Genomic DNA, 16,095 nt, shown 5'->3' with positions numbered 1-16,095 from the left:
AATTAATGACCAACAACAAGAAGGGGATTGCCATGAAACTGACTCGTCGTCATGCACTCAAGCTGGTTGGAGCATCGGGATTGGCACTGTCGCTGCCAACATTGGCCCGTGCACAGGAAATCGAGAAAAAAAGCATCACGATTGCCGTCGGTGGCAAAGCGCTGATCTATTACCTGCCTTTGTCCATTGCCGAGATTAACGGCTATTTTGATGATGAAGGCCTCAAGGTCAAAGTGGCCGACTTTGCCGGTGGCTCCAAGGCCCTGCAAGCGGTTGTCGGTGGCAGTGCCGATGTCGTCTCGGGCGCTTTTGAGCACACCATCAACTTGCAGGCCAAAGGGCAGATGTACCGTGCCTTTGTGCAGCAAGGACGCGCACCGGCCATCGTTTTGGCCGTGTCCAACAAGACGATGGCTGACTATAAGTCGCCTGCGGATTTGAAGGGCAAGAAAATCGGTGTGACCGCACCGGGTTCCTCGACCAATATGATGGTCAACTTCTATCTGGAGCAGAATGGTCTGAAACCCTCGGACGTGGCCTTTATCGGTGTAGGCGCTGGCGCGGGTGCGGTTACTGCCATGCGTACGGGTCAGATCGATGCCATGGCTAACCTGGACCCGGTTATCGGCACCTTGCTCAAGGAGAACGAAGTACGTGTCATTGCTGACACCCGTACCGTTGCCGACACCAAGACCATTTTTGGCGGCAATATGCCTTCGGCCTGCTTGTACGCTTCTGAAGACTTCATCATCAAGAATCCGAACACCGCTCAGGCCCTGGCCAACGCCATCGTACGCGCCGATAAATGGATTCAGGCCAACGACGCTGAAACCATTGCCAAAACCGTGCCTGCCACCTACCTGCTGGGTGATGTAGAGCTGTACAAGCAATGTCTGGACGCCAATAAAGAAGCACTCTCGCCAGATGGTCTGGTCGATGCTGATGGCCCCGCTACCGCCTTGAATGCGCTGGCCGCTTTTGTGCCGAATCTGGACGCATCCAAGATTGATACCAGCAAGATCTTCACCAACGAGTTTGCTGAAAAAGCCAACAAGAAGTATCCCAATGTCTGAGGCAGCACTTTCTTTAGATAACATCAGCTGTGTTTTTGCATCCCGCGATGGCAAAGGTACGTACACAGCGGTCCGTGACGCCAGCCTGAGCATTGCTCCAGGCGAATTTGTGTCGGTTGTAGGCCCAACGGGCTGCGGCAAATCCACGCTCCTGAACGTAGGGGCGGGTTTGCTGAGCCCTTCGTCGGGCGAAGTGCGTGTGTTCGGTAAACCCCTGGAAGGGGTGAACGAGCGCGCTGGCTACATGTTCCAGGGCGAAGCGCTGATGCCCTGGCGCAGTGCCGAATCCAACGTGATGGCCGGTCTGGAGTTTGCCGGTGTCCCGCAGGACGAGGCCCGCGCCCGTGCCCAGGAGTGGCTCAAGCGAGTCGGCCTGGGTGGCTTTGGAGATCGTTATCCGCATCAGATGTCTGGCGGTATGCGCAAACGCGTCATGCTGGCCCAGACCCTGATTCGTGATCCCGACATCATTCTGATGGATGAGCCGTTCTCGGCGCTGGACATTCAGACCCGTCAATTGATGGAAAACGAAGTGCTGGAGATCTGGATGGCGCAGCGTAAAGCCGTGCTGTTCATCACTCACGACCTGGATGAAGCCATTGCCATGAGCGACCGGGTGGTGGTCCTGTCGGCCGGGCCGGGCACTCATCCCATCGGCGAATTTCATGTCGATCTTCCACGCCCTCGTGACGTGGCCGAAGTACGCAATGATCCTCGCTTTGTCGAATTGCATGCGGCAATCTGGGCCGTCTTGCGTGATGAAGTTCTGAAGGGTTATGCCCAGCAAAAGCGTGCCTGATATGTCTAAATCTATTACTCAATCCAAGCTGGCCCTGCGCGGCTGGCAAATTTCGCTGCTCATCGTCATTCTGGCTGCCTGGCACTTTTTTACGCTGGACCCCAAAGTAGCCTTCTTCTTTGGCCAGCCACTGGAAGTGGTCAAGGTGATCTGGGCCTGGTTCGTCACCAATGGTGATATTTACCTGCACTTGGGCGTGACCTTGAGCGAAACCCTGCTGGCCTTTGCCATCGGTACGATTGCCGGTCTGGCTTGCGGTCTGTGGCTGGGGCTCTCGCCCCGTGCGGCGGCCTTGCTGGACCCGTATCTGACGGCGGCCAACTCCATGCCACGCGTGATTCTGGCGCCTATTTTCGGCATGTGGTTTGGTCTTGGCATCTGGTCCAAAGTGGCTCTGGCCGTGACACTGGTGTTCTTCATCGTGTTTTTCAACGTGTACCAGGGTGTGCGTGAAGTCAGCTCCACCTTGCTGGACAACGCCCGCATGCTGGGTGCCAGCCGTCGCCAGTTGCTGCGCCACGTCTATATTCCTTCGGCAACCAGCTGGGTGTTCTCCAGCCTGCACACCTCGGTCGGTCTGGCCTTTGTGGGTGCTGTGGTGGGTGAATACCTGGGTTCAGCCAGTGGGGTCGGTTATCTGATCTTGCAGGCAGAGGGCACATTGGACGTGAATACAGTGTTCGCCGGTATTGTTGTCCTGACGGTGTTTGCGCTGATCCTGGATGGGCTGGTCAGTGTCTTTGAGGATCGCTTGCTGGCCTGGCGGCCGCAAGGTGGCGGCACAGAAAAGCTCTGACCGCTGTCTGGCCCAAATGTCGAGAGAACCGGCTCCCGTTTCAGGAGTCGGTTTTTTTATGCCTGCTTGTTTTCGAGAGTGGGGACAGGGAGGAGACAGTTAGGCGCTTAAATACATAAAAGAACAAACATGACAGGATCGATATGTGGTTTTCACTCCTATCGCCCAGGCCCCAAAGTGTTATAGATCAAGGCCGCACCGCGTGATCGGTGTGTGCCAGCAGTCTTAGTACCTTGACGTGTTTGTTGTCAAACCAAGCAGATGGAGACGTACATGGAAAAACAGCATGACTACAACGCAATCGGCACGATTTACGAAGAGTTCAACCGGACCTCGCCCGCTCGGCTGGCAGAGGTCGCTACTGTGGAGCAGTTGCTGGGAGACGTGAAGGGCAAGTCTGTGCTGGATCTGGCCTGTGGTTATGGTTTTTTCGGGCGCCGGGCCTACGAGCAGGGGGCAGCCAAGGTCGTGGGGGTGGATATTTCGGAGAGCATGGTTAATCAGGCTAAAGACATTTCCAGGCAGCAGAAGGAGGATATTGAGTTCCGGGTGGGAGACGTGCTGCAGATGGGGGTAATCGGGCAGTTCGACCGGGCAATTGCGGCCTTTCTGTTCAATTACTCCCGGTCAGTGCAGGAGTTGGAGCAGATGTTCCAGGCCGTGGCAGATAATCTGAAACCGGATGGTCGCTTGGTGGCCTATACCGTGAACCCGGACTTTCAGTTGGGAAAGGAGGATGTGGCCAAGTACGGTTTGAAAGTGCTGACGGAGGAGCCGTACCAAGAGGGCTTTCGGCATACTGCACACTTTAATGTGGGGCCGCCGATTCGTTTTACCTATCACCGCTGGAGTAAAGAGCATTACGAAGCAGCCCTGGCAAAGGCGGGTTTTCGGTCCTTTCGCTGGCAGATGCCGTTATTGACTCAGCAGGCTTTGGATGCCTATCCGCCAGGCTTTTGGGAAGACTACAAGAAGAATTGTCCACAAATCAGCTTGCTTTGCGAACGTTGAAAGAAAGTGTGCTGGATTAGAAAAGTGTGGTGCGTATTGACCTGAGCAAGATCTGGCTGCAGTCCAGATAGGGCTCAAAGCAAATCAGCCCGGCGCAATGCCGGGCTGATCCTTTTTGCTGATCAAATTGTTGATCAAACATGGGAGCTTCTTTTCGGGCTTTGCTGGGTGCAAAGCCTTCTAAAGTGTTGTGCCAGTGATCAAGCCTGCTGACGCGCTTGCTGAATCAAGGAGTCCAGCTTGATGCCATCCGCGGTGAACTGACGGATGCCTTCGGCCAGCTTTTCAGTAGCCATCGCGTCCTGGTTCAAATCCGTGCGGAAAGTGATTTCATTGCTGGCACGCCATTCGGGGGCGACGGCCTTGGCGCGCGCCACATCCAGCATGGCAGGGACTTCACCCTGGGCTGCATCCAGCTGGCCCAGCAGATCCGGGCTGATGGTCAGCAGATCGCAACCGGCCAGCGCCTTGATCTGGCCGACATTGCGGAAGCTGGCACCCATGATCTCCGTGGGGATGTCATAGGTTTTGTAGTATTCGTAAATGCTGCGGACCGAGCGCACGCCGGGATCGTTCTCGCCCTGGTTGGCGCTTTCGTCCCAGTCCTGGCCAGCGGTTTTCTTGAACCAGTCGTAGATGCGACCCACAAAGGGCGAGATCAGGGTGACTTTGGCCTGGGCGCAGGCGATGGCTTGCGGCAGGCAGAACAAAAGGGTCAGGTTGCAGTTGATGCCTTCGGCTTGCAGCGTACGGGCGGCCTGAATGCCTTCCCAGGTGCTGGCCAGCTTGATCAGTACCCGTTCGCGCGGCACACCGGCCTTTTCGTAATGCTGAATGATATGGCGGGCGCGCTCGACACTGGCCAGGGTATCAAAGGACAGGCGAGCATCCACTTCGGTGGAGACGCGGCCGGGAACAATGTCCAGAATTTGTTGGCCAAAGGCAACCAGCAACAGGTCGCTGGTTTCTGCCAGGCTGGCGTGAGGGTGGTCGGCGATGACACGGTCCAGCAAGGGGCGATAGGCCGCCTGCTGGACAGCCTTCAAGATCAGGGAAGGATTGGTTGTTGCATCGGTAGGGCGATACGCACGCATCGCTTCAAAATCGCCTGTGTCGGCCACTACGGTTGTGCACTGGCGCAGGGAGTCAAGCTGAGTAGTCATGTCTGTTACTAGTCCATCGCAAAGCCATCAAACCAATCAATTACTGTAGTCGATTTTCCAGGTTTTCGTGCCTGGTTTCGGTGTTATTACCGATAAACTACCGGAGAAACCCCGTTTGAGCATATAATTAGAAGGTTTAATATTAATTTCAGAATCCGGGGTTTTTAACGTGCTGCCGTCTTTATTTCCTGAGGAGTCCCGCACTATCACTAGTGCCGTCCTAGCCCTGGCGGATGGAACCCTATTCAAAGGGGTATCAATCGGTGCCGAGGGGCACTGTGTTGCTGAGATCGTTTTCAATACAGCCATGACGGGCTATCAGGAAATCCTGACAGACCCAAGCTACAGCGGTCAAATTGTTACGCTTACCTATCCGCACATCGGTAATACCGGTGTCAATCCAGAGGACTCCGAATCCACCAAAGCCCACGCTGCCGGGCTTGTCATTCGCGATTGTCCCGCCCGCCTGTCCAACTTCCGCTCCACCCAGTCTTTGCCCGACTACCTGAAAGCTCAGGGTGTTGTGGCCATCTCCGGTATCGACACCCGCAAGCTGACTCGCATTTTGCGCGAGAAAGGCTCCATGGGTGCCTGCATCCTGGTGGGTGATGACGCCGAACGTGCACTGGAACTGGCTCGCTCTTTCCCTGGCCTGAAAGGTCAGGACCTGGCCAAGGTGGTTACCACCGACAAGTCCTACAACTGGACCGAAGGTTCGTGGGAACTGGGCCAAGGTTTCTCCAAGCCCGAAGGCGACCGCTTCCACGTGGTGGCTTACGACTTTGGCGTCAAGGCCAACATCCTGCGCCTGTTGGCGGACCGTGGCTGTAAGGTCACCGTCGTGCCTGCGCAAACTCCATTGGCCGATGTGCTGGCTTACGAACCCGATGGCGTGTTCCTGTCCAACGGCCCTGGCGATCCGGAGCCTTGCGATTACGCAATCGAAGCTTGCAAGGGCTTGCTGGAGCGCAAGTTGCCTGTGTTTGGTATTTGCCTGGGTCATCAGATCCTGGGTCTGGCCGTAGGTGCTCGGACCTTGAAGATGAAAAATGGCCACCACGGTGCCAACCACCCTGTGCAGGAACTGGCCAGCGGCCGCGTGTTCATCACCAGCCAGAATCACGGCTTTGCGGTGGATGCCACAACCTTGCCAGCCAATGCCAAGGTCACGCACATTTCTTTGTTCGACCAGAGCCTGCAAGGCTTCGAGTTGACAGATCGCCCCGCGTTTTGCTTCCAGGGTCACCCCGAAGCCACCCCCGGCCCGCGCGATATTGCCTCGCTGTTCGACAAATTCATCAGCCTGATGGCTGCCCACCAGGCCAATAAATAAATCGCACTATGCCAAAGCGTTCAGACTTAAAAAGCATTCTTATCATTGGCGCAGGCCCGATCATCATTGGTCAGGCTTGTGAATTCGACTACTCGGGAGCCCAGGCATGTAAGGCCCTGAAGGCCGAGGGTTACCGGACTGTGCTGGTCAACAGCAACCCGGCCACCATCATGACGGACCCGGATACGGCCGACGTCACCTACATCGAGCCCATCACCTGGCAAGCTGTCGAGAAAATTATTGAAAAAGAGCGTCCCGATGCGCTCTTGCCCACCATGGGCGGCCAAACCGCGCTGAACTGCGCCCTGGATCTGGCCAAGCATGGCGTGCTGGAAAAATTCGGTGTCGAGCTGATCGGTGCCAACGCCGCCGCTATCGAAAAAGCCGAAGACCGCCTGAAATTCAAGGACGCCATGACCTCCATCGGTCTGGAGTCCGCCAAGTCCGGCGTGGCTCACAGCATGGACGAAGCCTGGGCGGTTCAAAAGCGTATCGCTGAAGAAATCGGTACTGCCGGTTTCCCCGTCGTGATTCGCCCCAGCTTCACGCTGGGCGGTACGGGCGGCGGTATTGCCTACAACCCTGAAGAATTCGAAACCATCTGCCGTCGTGGTCTGGAAGCATCGCCAACCAACGAACTGCTGATTGAAGAATCCCTGCTGGGCTGGAAAGAGTTTGAAATGGAAGTCGTGCGTGACCGCGCCGACAACTGCATTATTGTGTGCTCCATTGAAAACCTGGACCCCATGGGTGTGCACACCGGTGACTCCATCACCGTGGCTCCTGCCCAAACCCTGACCGACCGCGAATACCAGATCATGCGTAATGCATCGATCGCCGTATTGCGCGAAATCGGTGTGGATACCGGTGGTTCGAACGTACAGTTCGCGGTGAACCCCGATAACGGCCGCATGATCGTTATCGAAATGAACCCGCGCGTGTCCCGTTCCTCGGCTCTGGCTTCCAAAGCCACGGGCTTCCCTATTGCCAAGATCGCTGCGCGCCTGGCCGTGGGTTACACCCTGGACGAGCTGCTGAACGAAATTACCGGCGGTGCGACTCCCGCTTCGTTCGAGCCCACCATCGACTACGTGGTTACCAAGGTGCCACGTTTCGCTTTCGAAAAATTCCCTCAGGCCGATTCGCGCCTGACCACCCAGATGAAGTCCGTAGGTGAAGTGATGGCTATTGGCCGCACTTTCCAGGAATCCTTCCAGAAAGCCCTGCGTGGCCTGGAAGTGGGTGTGGATGGTCTGAACCAGAAAACCACCGACCGCGAAAAACTGCAGGTCGAGCTGGGCGAACCCGGCCCAGAGCGTATCTGGTACGTGGGCGATGCTTTCGCTCAAGGCCTGACCCTGGACGAAGTTCACAACCTGACCAAGATCGACCCCTGGTTCCTGGCCCAGATCAAAGAGATCGTGGACATTGAACTGGCTCTGGAGCAAAAGACGCTGGCCGATCTGGACCGCGACACCTTGTTCGGTCTGAAACGTCGTGGTTTCTCCGACCGCCGTCTGGCCTTCCTGCTGGACACCGTGGAATCGGAAGTGCGCAAACTGCGTCACCAGTTGAACGTGCGTCCTGTCTACAAGCGTGTGGACACCTGCGCGGCCGAATTCTCCACCGATACGGCCTATATGTACTCGACCTACGAGGAAGAGTGCGAATCCCATCCTACGGACAAGAAGAAGATCATTGTTCTGGGTGGTGGTCCTAACCGTATTGGTCAGGGTATCGAGTTTGACTACTGCTGCGTGCACGCTGCTTTGGCATTGCGCGAAGATGGTTACGAAACCATCATGGTCAACTGCAACCCCGAAACCGTTTCTACCGACTACGACACCTCCGACCGTCTGTACTTCGAGCCTCTGACTCTGGAAGACGTGCTGGAAATCGTTCATATCGAAAAACCCGTGGGCACCATCGTTCAGTACGGTGGCCAGACTCCGCTGAAATTGGCACGTGCTCTGGAAGCCAACGGTGTACCTATCATCGGTACCAGCCCTGAATCCATTGACGTGGCTGAAGACCGTGAGCGCTTCCAGAAGCTGCTGACCAAGCTGGGTCTGCGTCAGCCGCCAAACCGTACAGCTCGTACCGAAGGCGAAGCCATTGCTCTGGCTGCTGAAATTGGATACCCCCTGGTGGTGCGCCCAAGCTATGTGCTGGGTGGCCGCGCCATGGAAATTGTGCACGAGCAGCAAGACCTGGAGCGCTATATGCGCGAAGCGGTCAAGGTCAGCAATGACTCGCCCGTGCTGCTGGATCACTTCCTGAATAACGCCACCGAAGTGGACGTGGACTGCCTGGCCGATGGCGAGCGCGTGTTTGTGGGCGGTGTGATGCAACACATTGAACAAGCTGGTGTTCACTCCGGTGACTCCGCTTGCAGCTTGCCTCCTTACTCGCTCAGCGACGAAACCGTGGCTGAAATCAAGCGCCAGACCGCACTTATGGCCAAGGCCTTGAACGTGAAGGGCTTGATGAACGTGCAGTTCGCCATTCAGGATGGCGATGTGTACGTGCTGGAAGTGAACCCACGTGCTTCGCGTACCGTGCCGTTCGTGTCCAAGGCTACCGGTTTGCAGCTGGCCAAGATCGCCGCTCGCGCCATGGCTGGTCAGACTCTGTCCCAGCAAGGCATTACTGAAGAAGTCACGCCGTCTTACTACAGCGTGAAAGAAGCCGTGTTCCCCTTCGTGAAGTTCCCTGGTGTGGATACCATTCTGGGACCTGAAATGAAGTCCACCGGCGAAGTCATGGGTGTGGGCACCTCGTTTGCCGAAGCCTTCGTGAAGTCGCAGATGGCTGCCAGTGTGAACCTGCCCAAGGGCGGCCAGGCCTTCATCAGCGTGCGTGCTCAGGATAAATCACAAGCGGTTGAAGTGGCTCGTGGCCTGATTTCGCTGGGCTTCAAGGTTGTGGCTACTCGCGGTACCGCCAGCGCCATCGAACAGGCTGGTCTGGCTGTTCAAGTGGTGAACAAGGTTACCGAAGGCCGTCCGCACATTGTGGACATGATCAAGAATGGTGAAGTTTCCTTGGTCATCAATACGGTTGAAGAGCGTCGCAACGCCATCGTTGATTCGCGTACAATCCGTACACATGCGCTGGCTGCCAACCTGGCCTACTACACCACCATTGCCGGTGCTGTGGCGGCGGTTCAAGGCTTGCAGTATCTGAGCCAAGGTGAGGGCTTGAAAGTTTACGCGCTTCAAGAGCTGCACGCTCTGCTCGCGAAACACTAAGTCTTACCCGGCTGGAAAGGCGCACCTTAGTGGTGCGCCTTTTTTTGTTCTTGCATCAGACAAGACCAAGCCGTCGTATTGGGGCAGCACGCAGGCCACTGCCTGCACAGTGCAGAAGTTTTCTTCTTTGGAGATCATGTCGTGAAATGGTTCATTCTTGCCTTGTTCATCGTGTGCACGATTGTTGTGCACTTCAGGGGTAGAGTCAGGCACCGGTTTTCTCGCCAGTTGCTGGATCATTCCACCTTCACGGCTCCTTTGAACGTCTTCATGTACGGCTTTTCGGCAGTACCGAACGAGCCGTATCTGGATTTGAAACACTTTCCCGAGCTGAACAAGCTGCTGGAGCACTGCGATGAAATCCGTGCCGAGGCCGAGCAGCTATTTGGCGAAGGCCATATCAAGGCCTCGGACAAGTACAACGATGCGGGTTTCAACTCCTTCTTTAAAACCGGCTGGACGCGTTTTTACCTGAAGTGGTATGACGCGGATCATCCGTCAGCACGCGAACTGTGCCCGGTGACGACCAATCTGCTCAAGGACATTCCTTCGATCAAGGCGGCCATGTTCACCTCTTTGCCACCCGGTGCCCGTTTACCGCGTCACCGCGACCCTTATGCGGGTTCGCTGCGCTTTCACATGGGGCTGATGACGCCTAATAGTCCGGATTGCTATATCGAAGTGGACGGCCAGCGTTATCACTGGCGTGATGGCGAGGCCGTGGTGTTTGATGAAACCTATATTCACTACGCCGAGAACAAAACGGATCAGAACCGCATTATCTTGTTTGCGGACGTAGAGCGCCCCATGCGTTACCGTTGGGCACAGGCGATCAATCACGCAGTGGGTGGTTTCTTGCTGCGCGCCGCTGCCGCTCCTAACCAGGAAGGCGACCGCACCGGTGGTATCAACCGTATTTTCGGTACGGTTTATGCAGTGCGTCGTTTCGGCAAGGCGATCAAGAAAAAGAACGAAACCCTGTACTACATCCTCAAGTGGTTGCTGGTGCTGGGCATTGCTGCCCTGATCTTCCTGTAAAAAGCAGGCAAAGATGCAAACCGTCTTTATCACGGGTGCCAGCAGCGGTCTGGGCAAAGCGCTGGCCCAGGAGTACGCCGCTCAAGGTGCTTGCCTGGGTTTGCTGGGCCGGCGTCAGGAAGAACTCCAGGCGCTGGCTGAGAGCTTGCCCGGTGTGCACCGTATCTATGTGGCGGATGTACGTGACAGAGACGCCTTGCATCAAGCGGCCCAGGACTTTTTGCAGTTCACAGGGCAAAAAATTGATGTGGTCATTGCCAGTGCGGGGATCAGCGCTGGCACCTTGACGGAAGAAACCGAGGATTTTGCCGTCTTCAAAGCCATTGTGGATACAAACCTTCTGGCCATGGTGGCGACCTTCGAGCCTTTTATCGGCACCATGAAAGCGGCGGGGAAGGGAACCTTGGTGGGTATTGCCAGCGTGGCGGGTATTCGTGGTCTGCCTGGTGCAGGAGCTTATAGCAGCTCCAAGGCGGCTGTCATTGCCTACTGCGAAAGCTTGCGGCTGGAGCTGTCGCTATACGGTGTTTCTGTTGTCACCATTACGCCCGGCTATATTCGCACAGCCATGACGGCGCAGAATCCTTACTCCATGCCGTTTCTGATGCCTGCTGAGGACTTTGCCCGCAAAGCTCGCAAGACTATCGAGCAGGGCGTGTCCTATCGAGTCATTCCGTGGCAGATGGGAGTTGTCTCGCGCCTGATGCGTCTTTTCCCTAATTGGCTGTATGACCGTCTGGCTCGTCAGGCGCCGCGCAAGCCACGACTGAACAAAAAAAGCTGATCATTGCCCCTGTCGCTGATTTTTGAGGCCCTTGTTGGCCTCATCGTGGTTGGAAGGGGGGCTATGCTTATGGCCGCAACCGCAACCGCAACCGCAATAGTGCCTGTGGCTCTTCCTGGTATAGGGCCGTCGCTATCGTAAGGATGAAGGTTGCGGGTGTGGCGCTGGAGACACTGTCAGGATCTGATGAGGTGAGTCAGGCGGACAGGACTCCGCACAAGTCTCAGGCTGGTTTATCGAACGCTGCAGCTAATCCGATCTGCGGGTACCTGCCTGATCATGGCTATGTATGGCTTAGACTTGCTCGTCCAGTGCCGTATTCAGATGTGGCAACTGCCCCCACTGTGTACAGGTCCAGTTCAAGTCTTCATCGATACTGAAGAAATTCAAACTGGTATTCAAAATGGCATGAGTGCGCTTGGCATTCAGCGCCTGCTGGTTCAGCTTGCGCCAAACCATATCAATGACACCGCCATGGGCAAAGACCAGCAAGTTCTTGCCCGTATTGTCCTGCGCCAGCGCCTCAAAGCAGCTCAGAACCCGTGTTTGAAACTGACGCAGTGATTCGCCGCCCTCTACGGCGTAATCGATATCGACGGTGTCGTCGGGCTGATCCGGCCCATGGCGACCTGCCGCATCCCAGGCCTGGCCTTCCAGCTTGCCAAAGCCACGCTCGCGCAGTCCCTGGATTTGCTGGATTTCAATATCCCAATGCTGACAGGCAATTGCCGCTGTTTCCGAGGCGCGTTGCAGATCGCTGCTGATGACGGCATCCACAGGCATGTGAAACGCCGGGGAGCTCAGGTAACTTTGCAGGGCACGGGCCTGTTCGCGGCCGGTCTCGTTCAGCTCTATATCCTGCCAGCCCTGTAAACGGCGTACGGCGTTCCAGGCGGTTTCACCATGGCGGATCAGACAAATAGACGTACTCATGCTGGCGTAATCACTCTGCTAGGGAATCGGACTGCCAAAGGCAGGCTGATTGTCTATTGTAATGGGCCAGTCAAGCACAGGTAGATAGAGGGGGTATATACCGCATATAGCGCGAGCATCGACGTCAAAAGGCAGTTTGAAACCTGTATTGGCTGGATCCATGTTGGGGTTTACCGCGTACTGCCTTATTTTCAGGTGCCTTGTTGAGTCTTTCACGTTTAAAATCATGCCTCAACGAATCAGCCAGTGCCTCAGGGAGCACTGCGCGACCGTCTGACCAATTGCGCTGTATTTCTTTATTCCTTTTCTGGAACCCTTTATGTCTCAGTCTTACTTCCCGCGTTGGCGCCGAGTGTCCGGCAGCGAACCCGGTGCGGTTGTGCAGCCCGACGAATGTCTGGCCACGCCGCAAAACATTGCCATGGGTGCGCAGCACGTGGTGGCCATGTTCGGCTCCACCATTCTGGCTCCCTTGTTGATGGGCTTTGATCCCAATCTGGCCATCTTGATGTCCGGTATTGGTACGCTGATTTTCTTTGTGTTTGTCGGTGGCCGGGTTCCCAGCTACCTGGGTTCCAGTTTTGCATTTATTGGCGGTGTGATTGCGGTTACCGGCTATGCCGGCAGCGGCCCGAATCCCAATATTGGCGTGGCCTTGGGGGCCATTATTATCTGTGGTCTGGTCTATACGCTGATCGGTGTTCTGGTCTGGGTGTTCAATGCCCGTACCCAGGGTGGGGCAGCGCGTTTGATCAACCATTGGATGCCTCCGGTTGTTACCGGCTCGATTGTGGCGGTGATTGGCCTGAACCTGGCTCCTATTGCGGCCAAGGGCGCGATGGGTAGCGGCACCTTCGATTCCATGATGGCCTTGATGACCGTGTTGTGCGTGGGTGGTATTGCGGTCTACACCCGTGGGGTGGCTCAACGCTTGCTGATTCTGGTGGGTTTGGCTCTGGCTTGCGTGTTGTACTGGGTTTTCACCAATGTGATGGGCTACGGCACCCCAATCAACTTTGCGCCGGTTGCTGAAGCCGCCTGGCTGGGTCTGCCCAGCTTTTCTGCGCCTGTGTTCCAGGCTCATGCCATGACCGTGATTGTGCCGGTGGCCATTATTCTGGTGGCCGAGAATCTGGGTCACATCAAGGCGGTTAGCGCCATGACCGGCCAGGATCTGGACGGTTATCTGGGGCGTGCTTTCGTGGGTGATGGCGTGGCGACCATGCTGTCCGGCTCCGTAGGCGGCACTGGTGTGACGACTTACGCTGAGAATATCGGCGTGATGGCCGCTACCCGTATCTACTCGACGCTGGTGTTTGCCTTTGCTGCCGTGATCGCGATTTTCCTGGGCTTTTCGCCCAAGTTTGGTGCCGTGATTCAGTCGATTCCTGGTCCTGTACTCGGTGGCATGTCTATCGTGGTGTTTGGTTTGATCGCTATTGCGGGCGCCCGTATCTGGGTGGTGAACCAGGTGGATTTCAGCGATAACCGCAATTTGCTGGTGGCAGCCGTCACCCTGATTCTGGGGGCTGGTAACTTCTCCTTGCAGTTTGGCGTGATTCGTCTGGACGGCATTGGCTGCGCCACCTTTGGTGCTATTTTGCTGCACGCTTTGTTGCGAGGCCGTCGCCAGAATATGGTGTAGTCGGCCCAAGGCGAATCAAGACTGGCCTGGCTCTGACTAGTTTGGCCCTCAGCCTGTCGCCTGTCTTGACATAGCCTGCTCTAAACCCGTGGCCCTTGAGCTTCTGTTTTTTTACACAGGGGTTTCAGGGGCTTGCTATTTTCAGGCAGTTTGCCGACAATAGATCTCACACCCCGGTTCTTCGCGGGGTTTTTTTCTGCCGCAGAATTTCTCTGTGTCGGAAAAGCCATATTGGGGCAGCCGGCAGGTTTGGCTTGAGCAGTGTGTTTGAATGTACGCTGTAGGGTCAGCAGGACTTTCAAGTCGGCCGATTCAACCTGTTTGATTGTTTGCCCCATCATCGTTATCCCCCTATCTTCCAGGCGCTCCTGCTACGGAGCGTCTTTTACTTGTTGAGCAGGAATACTATGTCTGCGATCCCATTGACTGCGCAGGGCGCACAACGTTTGCAAGTCGAATTACACCGCCTCAAGACGGTGGAACGCCCGGATGTAATTAACGCCATCGCCGAAGCGCGAGCACAAGGCGATTTGTCCGAGAACGCCGAGTATGATGCCGCGCGCGAGCGCCAAGGCTTTATCGAGGGTCGGATTGCCGAATTGGAAGGCACTTTGTCCAATGCCCAGATTATCGAACCGGCCGCGCTGCAGGCGGATGGCCGCATCGTATTTGGTGCTACGGTTGAAATCGAGGACCTGGAGTCCGGCAACACCGTGACTTACCAGATTGTGGGTGACGTCGAGGCCGATATCCGTGCCAACAAGATCTCCATCTCCAGCCCTGTGGCTCGTGCCCTGATCGGCAAGAGCGAAGGTGATGTGGTCGAGGTCAAGGCGCCCGCCGGTATTCGTGAATACGAAATCCTGTCGATCAGTTACGTTTGACCTTGCTTCTGACAGCAGGCTTGCCCTGCTGTTGATTCGAGCACGCAAAAGAAAGGCCCCTGCACATTGTGCGGGGGCCTTATAATTTACGGCAGTTTAGCGTTTGCCCGAACCGCCCAGTCCGCGACGAGCACCTGCCCGCAAGGACATGGCACTGCCAGGACGGTTGGTATTGCTACGGGGCGCGGCAGCAGGTTTGACTGCCGAGAACTTTTGAACACTGCGTGGTGCGGCCGAGGCTTTCTTCTCCTGGGTGCTGCTGCGTTCAGCTTGCATTTCAGCACGGCGAGCACGTTCCGTCTTGCGCGTACGCTGAACACCGGAAGCGGCCAGCTTTTTGGGCGTGTAAGGCTCCGAAGGCTTGCGCACCGCACGGGTAGGTTTTTCAACAGGCGCTCCCAAAACAGGGGGGCGTTCGATATTGGGTCTGTAGATAGTCAGGATTTTGCCCAGATGATGAATAGGGGCAGCATCGAGCGCATCGCAGATTTGTTCTAACATGGTCAGACGAGCCTGACGGTCATCACCGGCCACACGGATCTTGATGAGCTGGTGAGCCTGCAGGTGGACGGTGATTTCCTTGATCACGGCGTCGGTCAGGCCATTGTCTCCAATCAGGACAACTGGGCGCAGAGCGTGAGCAGCAGCACGAAGTTCGCTGCGCTCATGAGGTGTAAGGTTGAGTTTTGGCATAAAGAGATTGTACGGGAATGGCCAAGAAAAAATTCTCTAAAGAGTGGGTTCAGCAGCATATAAATGACCCCTACGTCAAATTGGCGCAACAAAAAGGGTATCGCGCGCGTGCGGCCTTCAAGCTCAGTGAAATATTGGATCTGGAGAAGATTCAGGTTCAGGGCAAGGTGGTGGTGGACCTGGGGTCTACGCCGGGCAGCTGGTCGCAATTGATACGGGAACGCATGGTCGGCCCTGGCGGTGTGCTCAATGGTCGCATTATCGCACTGGATATATTGGAAATGGAACCAATTGCCGGGGTAGAGTTCATGCAAGGCGACTTTCGCGAGGACTCTGTACTGGAGCAATTGCAAGATTCCTTAAGAGGTGCGGCGGTAGACCTTGTGATTTCGGATATGGCCCCCAACTTGTCTGGTGTGGCATCGGCCGATTCCGCCCGCATCCAGCATTTATGCGAGCTGGCACAGGAATTTGCCCTGCAGCATCTGACCGATGAAGGGGTACTGATCGTCAAAGCCTTCCACGGCAGCGGGTTTTCCCAGATCGTGGAGTCTTTCAAGCAGAATTTTGTCAGAGTCGTCGAGCGTAAACCCAAGGCTTCGCGTGATAAATCCTCCGAAACCTTTCTCGTTGCCCGTGGCTTGAAGCGCAGGTAATTTATGACTTGCCGGGCTTTGAATCGGGTAGAATGA

14 protein-coding genes are annotated in these 16,095 nt (G+C 56.0%); 11 read left to right on the top strand and 3 right to left on the bottom strand.

The genetic code is table 11. The annotated features are described in order from the left end of the window. Positions 1-32 precede the first annotated feature (32 nt). From MID00_RS03040 to MID00_RS03025, 4 genes are all read left to right on the top strand, one after another. Positions 33-1,073: an ABC transporter substrate-binding protein gene (locus tag MID00_RS03040; RefSeq protein ID WP_254499670.1), complete on the top strand. Its 1,041-nt coding sequence runs from the start codon at positions 33-35 to the stop codon at positions 1,071-1,073. Beyond that, the gene (locus MID00_RS03035) at positions 1,066-1,872 is read left to right on the top strand and encodes an ABC transporter ATP-binding protein (RefSeq protein ID WP_009463065.1); all 807 of its coding nucleotides are present in this window, start codon (positions 1,066-1,068) and stop codon (positions 1,870-1,872) included. Before MID00_RS03040 ends, MID00_RS03035 begins: the two co-directional genes overlap by 8 nt. A gap of 1 nt (position 1,873) precedes the next feature. Beyond that, on the top strand, positions 1,874-2,668 hold the full coding sequence (locus tag MID00_RS03030; RefSeq protein ID WP_009463067.1) for an ABC transporter permease: 795 nt from the start codon (positions 1,874-1,876) through the stop codon (positions 2,666-2,668). Positions 2,669-2,941: 273 nt separating this feature from the next. Continuing rightward, positions 2,942-3,679, top strand: coding sequence for a class I SAM-dependent methyltransferase (locus tag MID00_RS03025; RefSeq protein ID WP_254499669.1), 738 nt, complete (start codon positions 2,942-2,944; stop codon positions 3,677-3,679). Positions 3,680-3,879: 200 nt separating this feature from the next. Here the strand turns inward: MID00_RS03025 and tal are convergent, their stop codons facing one another. Further along, a complete protein-coding gene (gene tal / locus MID00_RS03020; RefSeq protein WP_009463071.1) occupies positions 3,880-4,842 on the bottom strand; it encodes a transaldolase in 963 nt (320 codons plus the stop codon). 205 nt (positions 4,843-5,047) lie between these two features. Here tal and carA point away from each other — a divergent pair, with 205 nt between their 5' ends. The 4 genes from carA (at position 5,048) to MID00_RS03000 (ending at position 11,248) form a co-directional block, all read left to right on the top strand. Then, a complete protein-coding gene (gene carA / locus MID00_RS03015) occupies positions 5,048-6,175 on the top strand; it encodes a glutamine-hydrolyzing carbamoyl-phosphate synthase small subunit (protein ID WP_368044563.1) in 1,128 nt (375 codons plus the stop codon). Between the two features lie 8 nt (positions 6,176-6,183). Further along, entirely contained in the window at positions 6,184-9,426 is a 3,243-nt protein-coding gene (gene carB / locus MID00_RS03010; protein WP_254499668.1) for a carbamoyl-phosphate synthase large subunit, read from the top strand. 141 nt (positions 9,427-9,567) lie between these two features. Continuing rightward, positions 9,568-10,464 (top strand): lipid A hydroxylase LpxO, encoded by an 897-nt coding sequence (gene lpxO / locus MID00_RS03005; RefSeq protein WP_254499667.1) that lies wholly within the window; start codon positions 9,568-9,570, stop codon positions 10,462-10,464. 13 nt (positions 10,465-10,477) lie between these two features. Next, complete coding sequence (locus MID00_RS03000) at positions 10,478-11,248, top strand: SDR family oxidoreductase (RefSeq protein WP_250756794.1); 771 nt, start codon at positions 10,478-10,480, stop codon at positions 11,246-11,248. Positions 11,249-11,542: 294 nt separating this feature from the next. On the opposite strand, the gene MID00_RS02995 is transcribed toward MID00_RS03000, so the two are convergent. Continuing rightward, positions 11,543-12,181: a histidine phosphatase family protein gene (locus MID00_RS02995; protein WP_254499666.1), complete on the bottom strand. Its 639-nt coding sequence runs from the start codon at positions 12,179-12,181 to the stop codon at positions 11,543-11,545. A gap of 319 nt (positions 12,182-12,500) precedes the next feature. On the opposite strand from MID00_RS02995, the gene MID00_RS02990 reads away from it, so the two are divergent. Then, entirely contained in the window at positions 12,501-13,826 is a 1,326-nt protein-coding gene (locus tag MID00_RS02990) for a solute carrier family 23 protein (protein WP_035270974.1), read from the top strand. Between the two features lie 407 nt (positions 13,827-14,233). Next, positions 14,234-14,710 (top strand): transcription elongation factor GreA, encoded by a 477-nt coding sequence (gene greA, locus MID00_RS02985; RefSeq protein WP_022983494.1) that lies wholly within the window; start codon positions 14,234-14,236, stop codon positions 14,708-14,710. Positions 14,711-14,806: 96 nt separating this feature from the next. Here greA and MID00_RS02980 read toward each other — a convergent pair whose 3' ends face one another. Beyond that, positions 14,807-15,403, bottom strand: a complete 597-nt coding sequence (locus tag MID00_RS02980) for a YhbY family RNA-binding protein (protein ID WP_026485246.1) — start codon at positions 15,401-15,403, stop codon at positions 14,807-14,809. 17 nt (positions 15,404-15,420) lie between these two features. On the opposite strand from MID00_RS02980, the gene MID00_RS02975 reads away from it, so the two are divergent. Beyond that, a complete protein-coding gene (locus MID00_RS02975) occupies positions 15,421-16,059 on the top strand; it encodes an RlmE family RNA methyltransferase (protein ID WP_254499665.1) in 639 nt (212 codons plus the stop codon). Positions 16,060-16,095: the final 36 nt, after the last annotated feature.

It is taken from the genome of Alcaligenes sp. NLF5-7, assembly GCF_024266725.1.
GTDB classification, from domain to species: Bacteria; Pseudomonadota; Gammaproteobacteria; order Burkholderiales; family Burkholderiaceae_B; genus Alcaligenes; species Alcaligenes phenolicus.
This window is presented reverse-complemented; position numbering and strand designations above follow the sequence as displayed.

Coding starts and splice junctions, on each gene's coding strand:
- MID00_RS03040 (WP_254499670.1), top strand. CDS start 33: ATGAAACTGACTCGTCGTCATGCACTCAAGCTGGTTGGAGCATCGGGA.
- MID00_RS03035 (WP_009463065.1), top strand. CDS start 1,066: ATGTCTGAGGCAGCACTTTCTTTAGATAACATCAGCTGTGTTTTTGCA.
- MID00_RS03030 (WP_009463067.1), top strand. CDS start 1,874: ATGTCTAAATCTATTACTCAATCCAAGCTGGCCCTGCGCGGCTGGCAA.
- MID00_RS03025 (WP_254499669.1), top strand. CDS start 2,942: ATGGAAAAACAGCATGACTACAACGCAATCGGCACGATTTACGAAGAG.
- tal (WP_009463071.1), bottom strand. CDS start 4,842: ATGACTACTCAGCTTGACTCCCTGCGCCAGTGCACAACCGTAGTGGCC.
- carB (WP_254499668.1), top strand. CDS start 6,184: ATGCCAAAGCGTTCAGACTTAAAAAGCATTCTTATCATTGGCGCAGGC.
- MID00_RS03000 (WP_250756794.1), top strand. CDS start 10,478: ATGCAAACCGTCTTTATCACGGGTGCCAGCAGCGGTCTGGGCAAAGCG.
- MID00_RS02995 (WP_254499666.1), bottom strand. CDS start 12,181: ATGAGTACGTCTATTTGTCTGATCCGCCATGGTGAAACCGCCTGGAAC.
- MID00_RS02990 (WP_035270974.1), top strand. CDS start 12,501: ATGTCTCAGTCTTACTTCCCGCGTTGGCGCCGAGTGTCCGGCAGCGAA.
- greA (WP_022983494.1), top strand. CDS start 14,234: ATGTCTGCGATCCCATTGACTGCGCAGGGCGCACAACGTTTGCAAGTC.
- MID00_RS02980 (WP_026485246.1), bottom strand. CDS start 15,403: ATGCCAAAACTCAACCTTACACCTCATGAGCGCAGCGAACTTCGTGCT.
- MID00_RS02975 (WP_254499665.1), top strand. CDS start 15,421: ATGGCCAAGAAAAAATTCTCTAAAGAGTGGGTTCAGCAGCATATAAAT.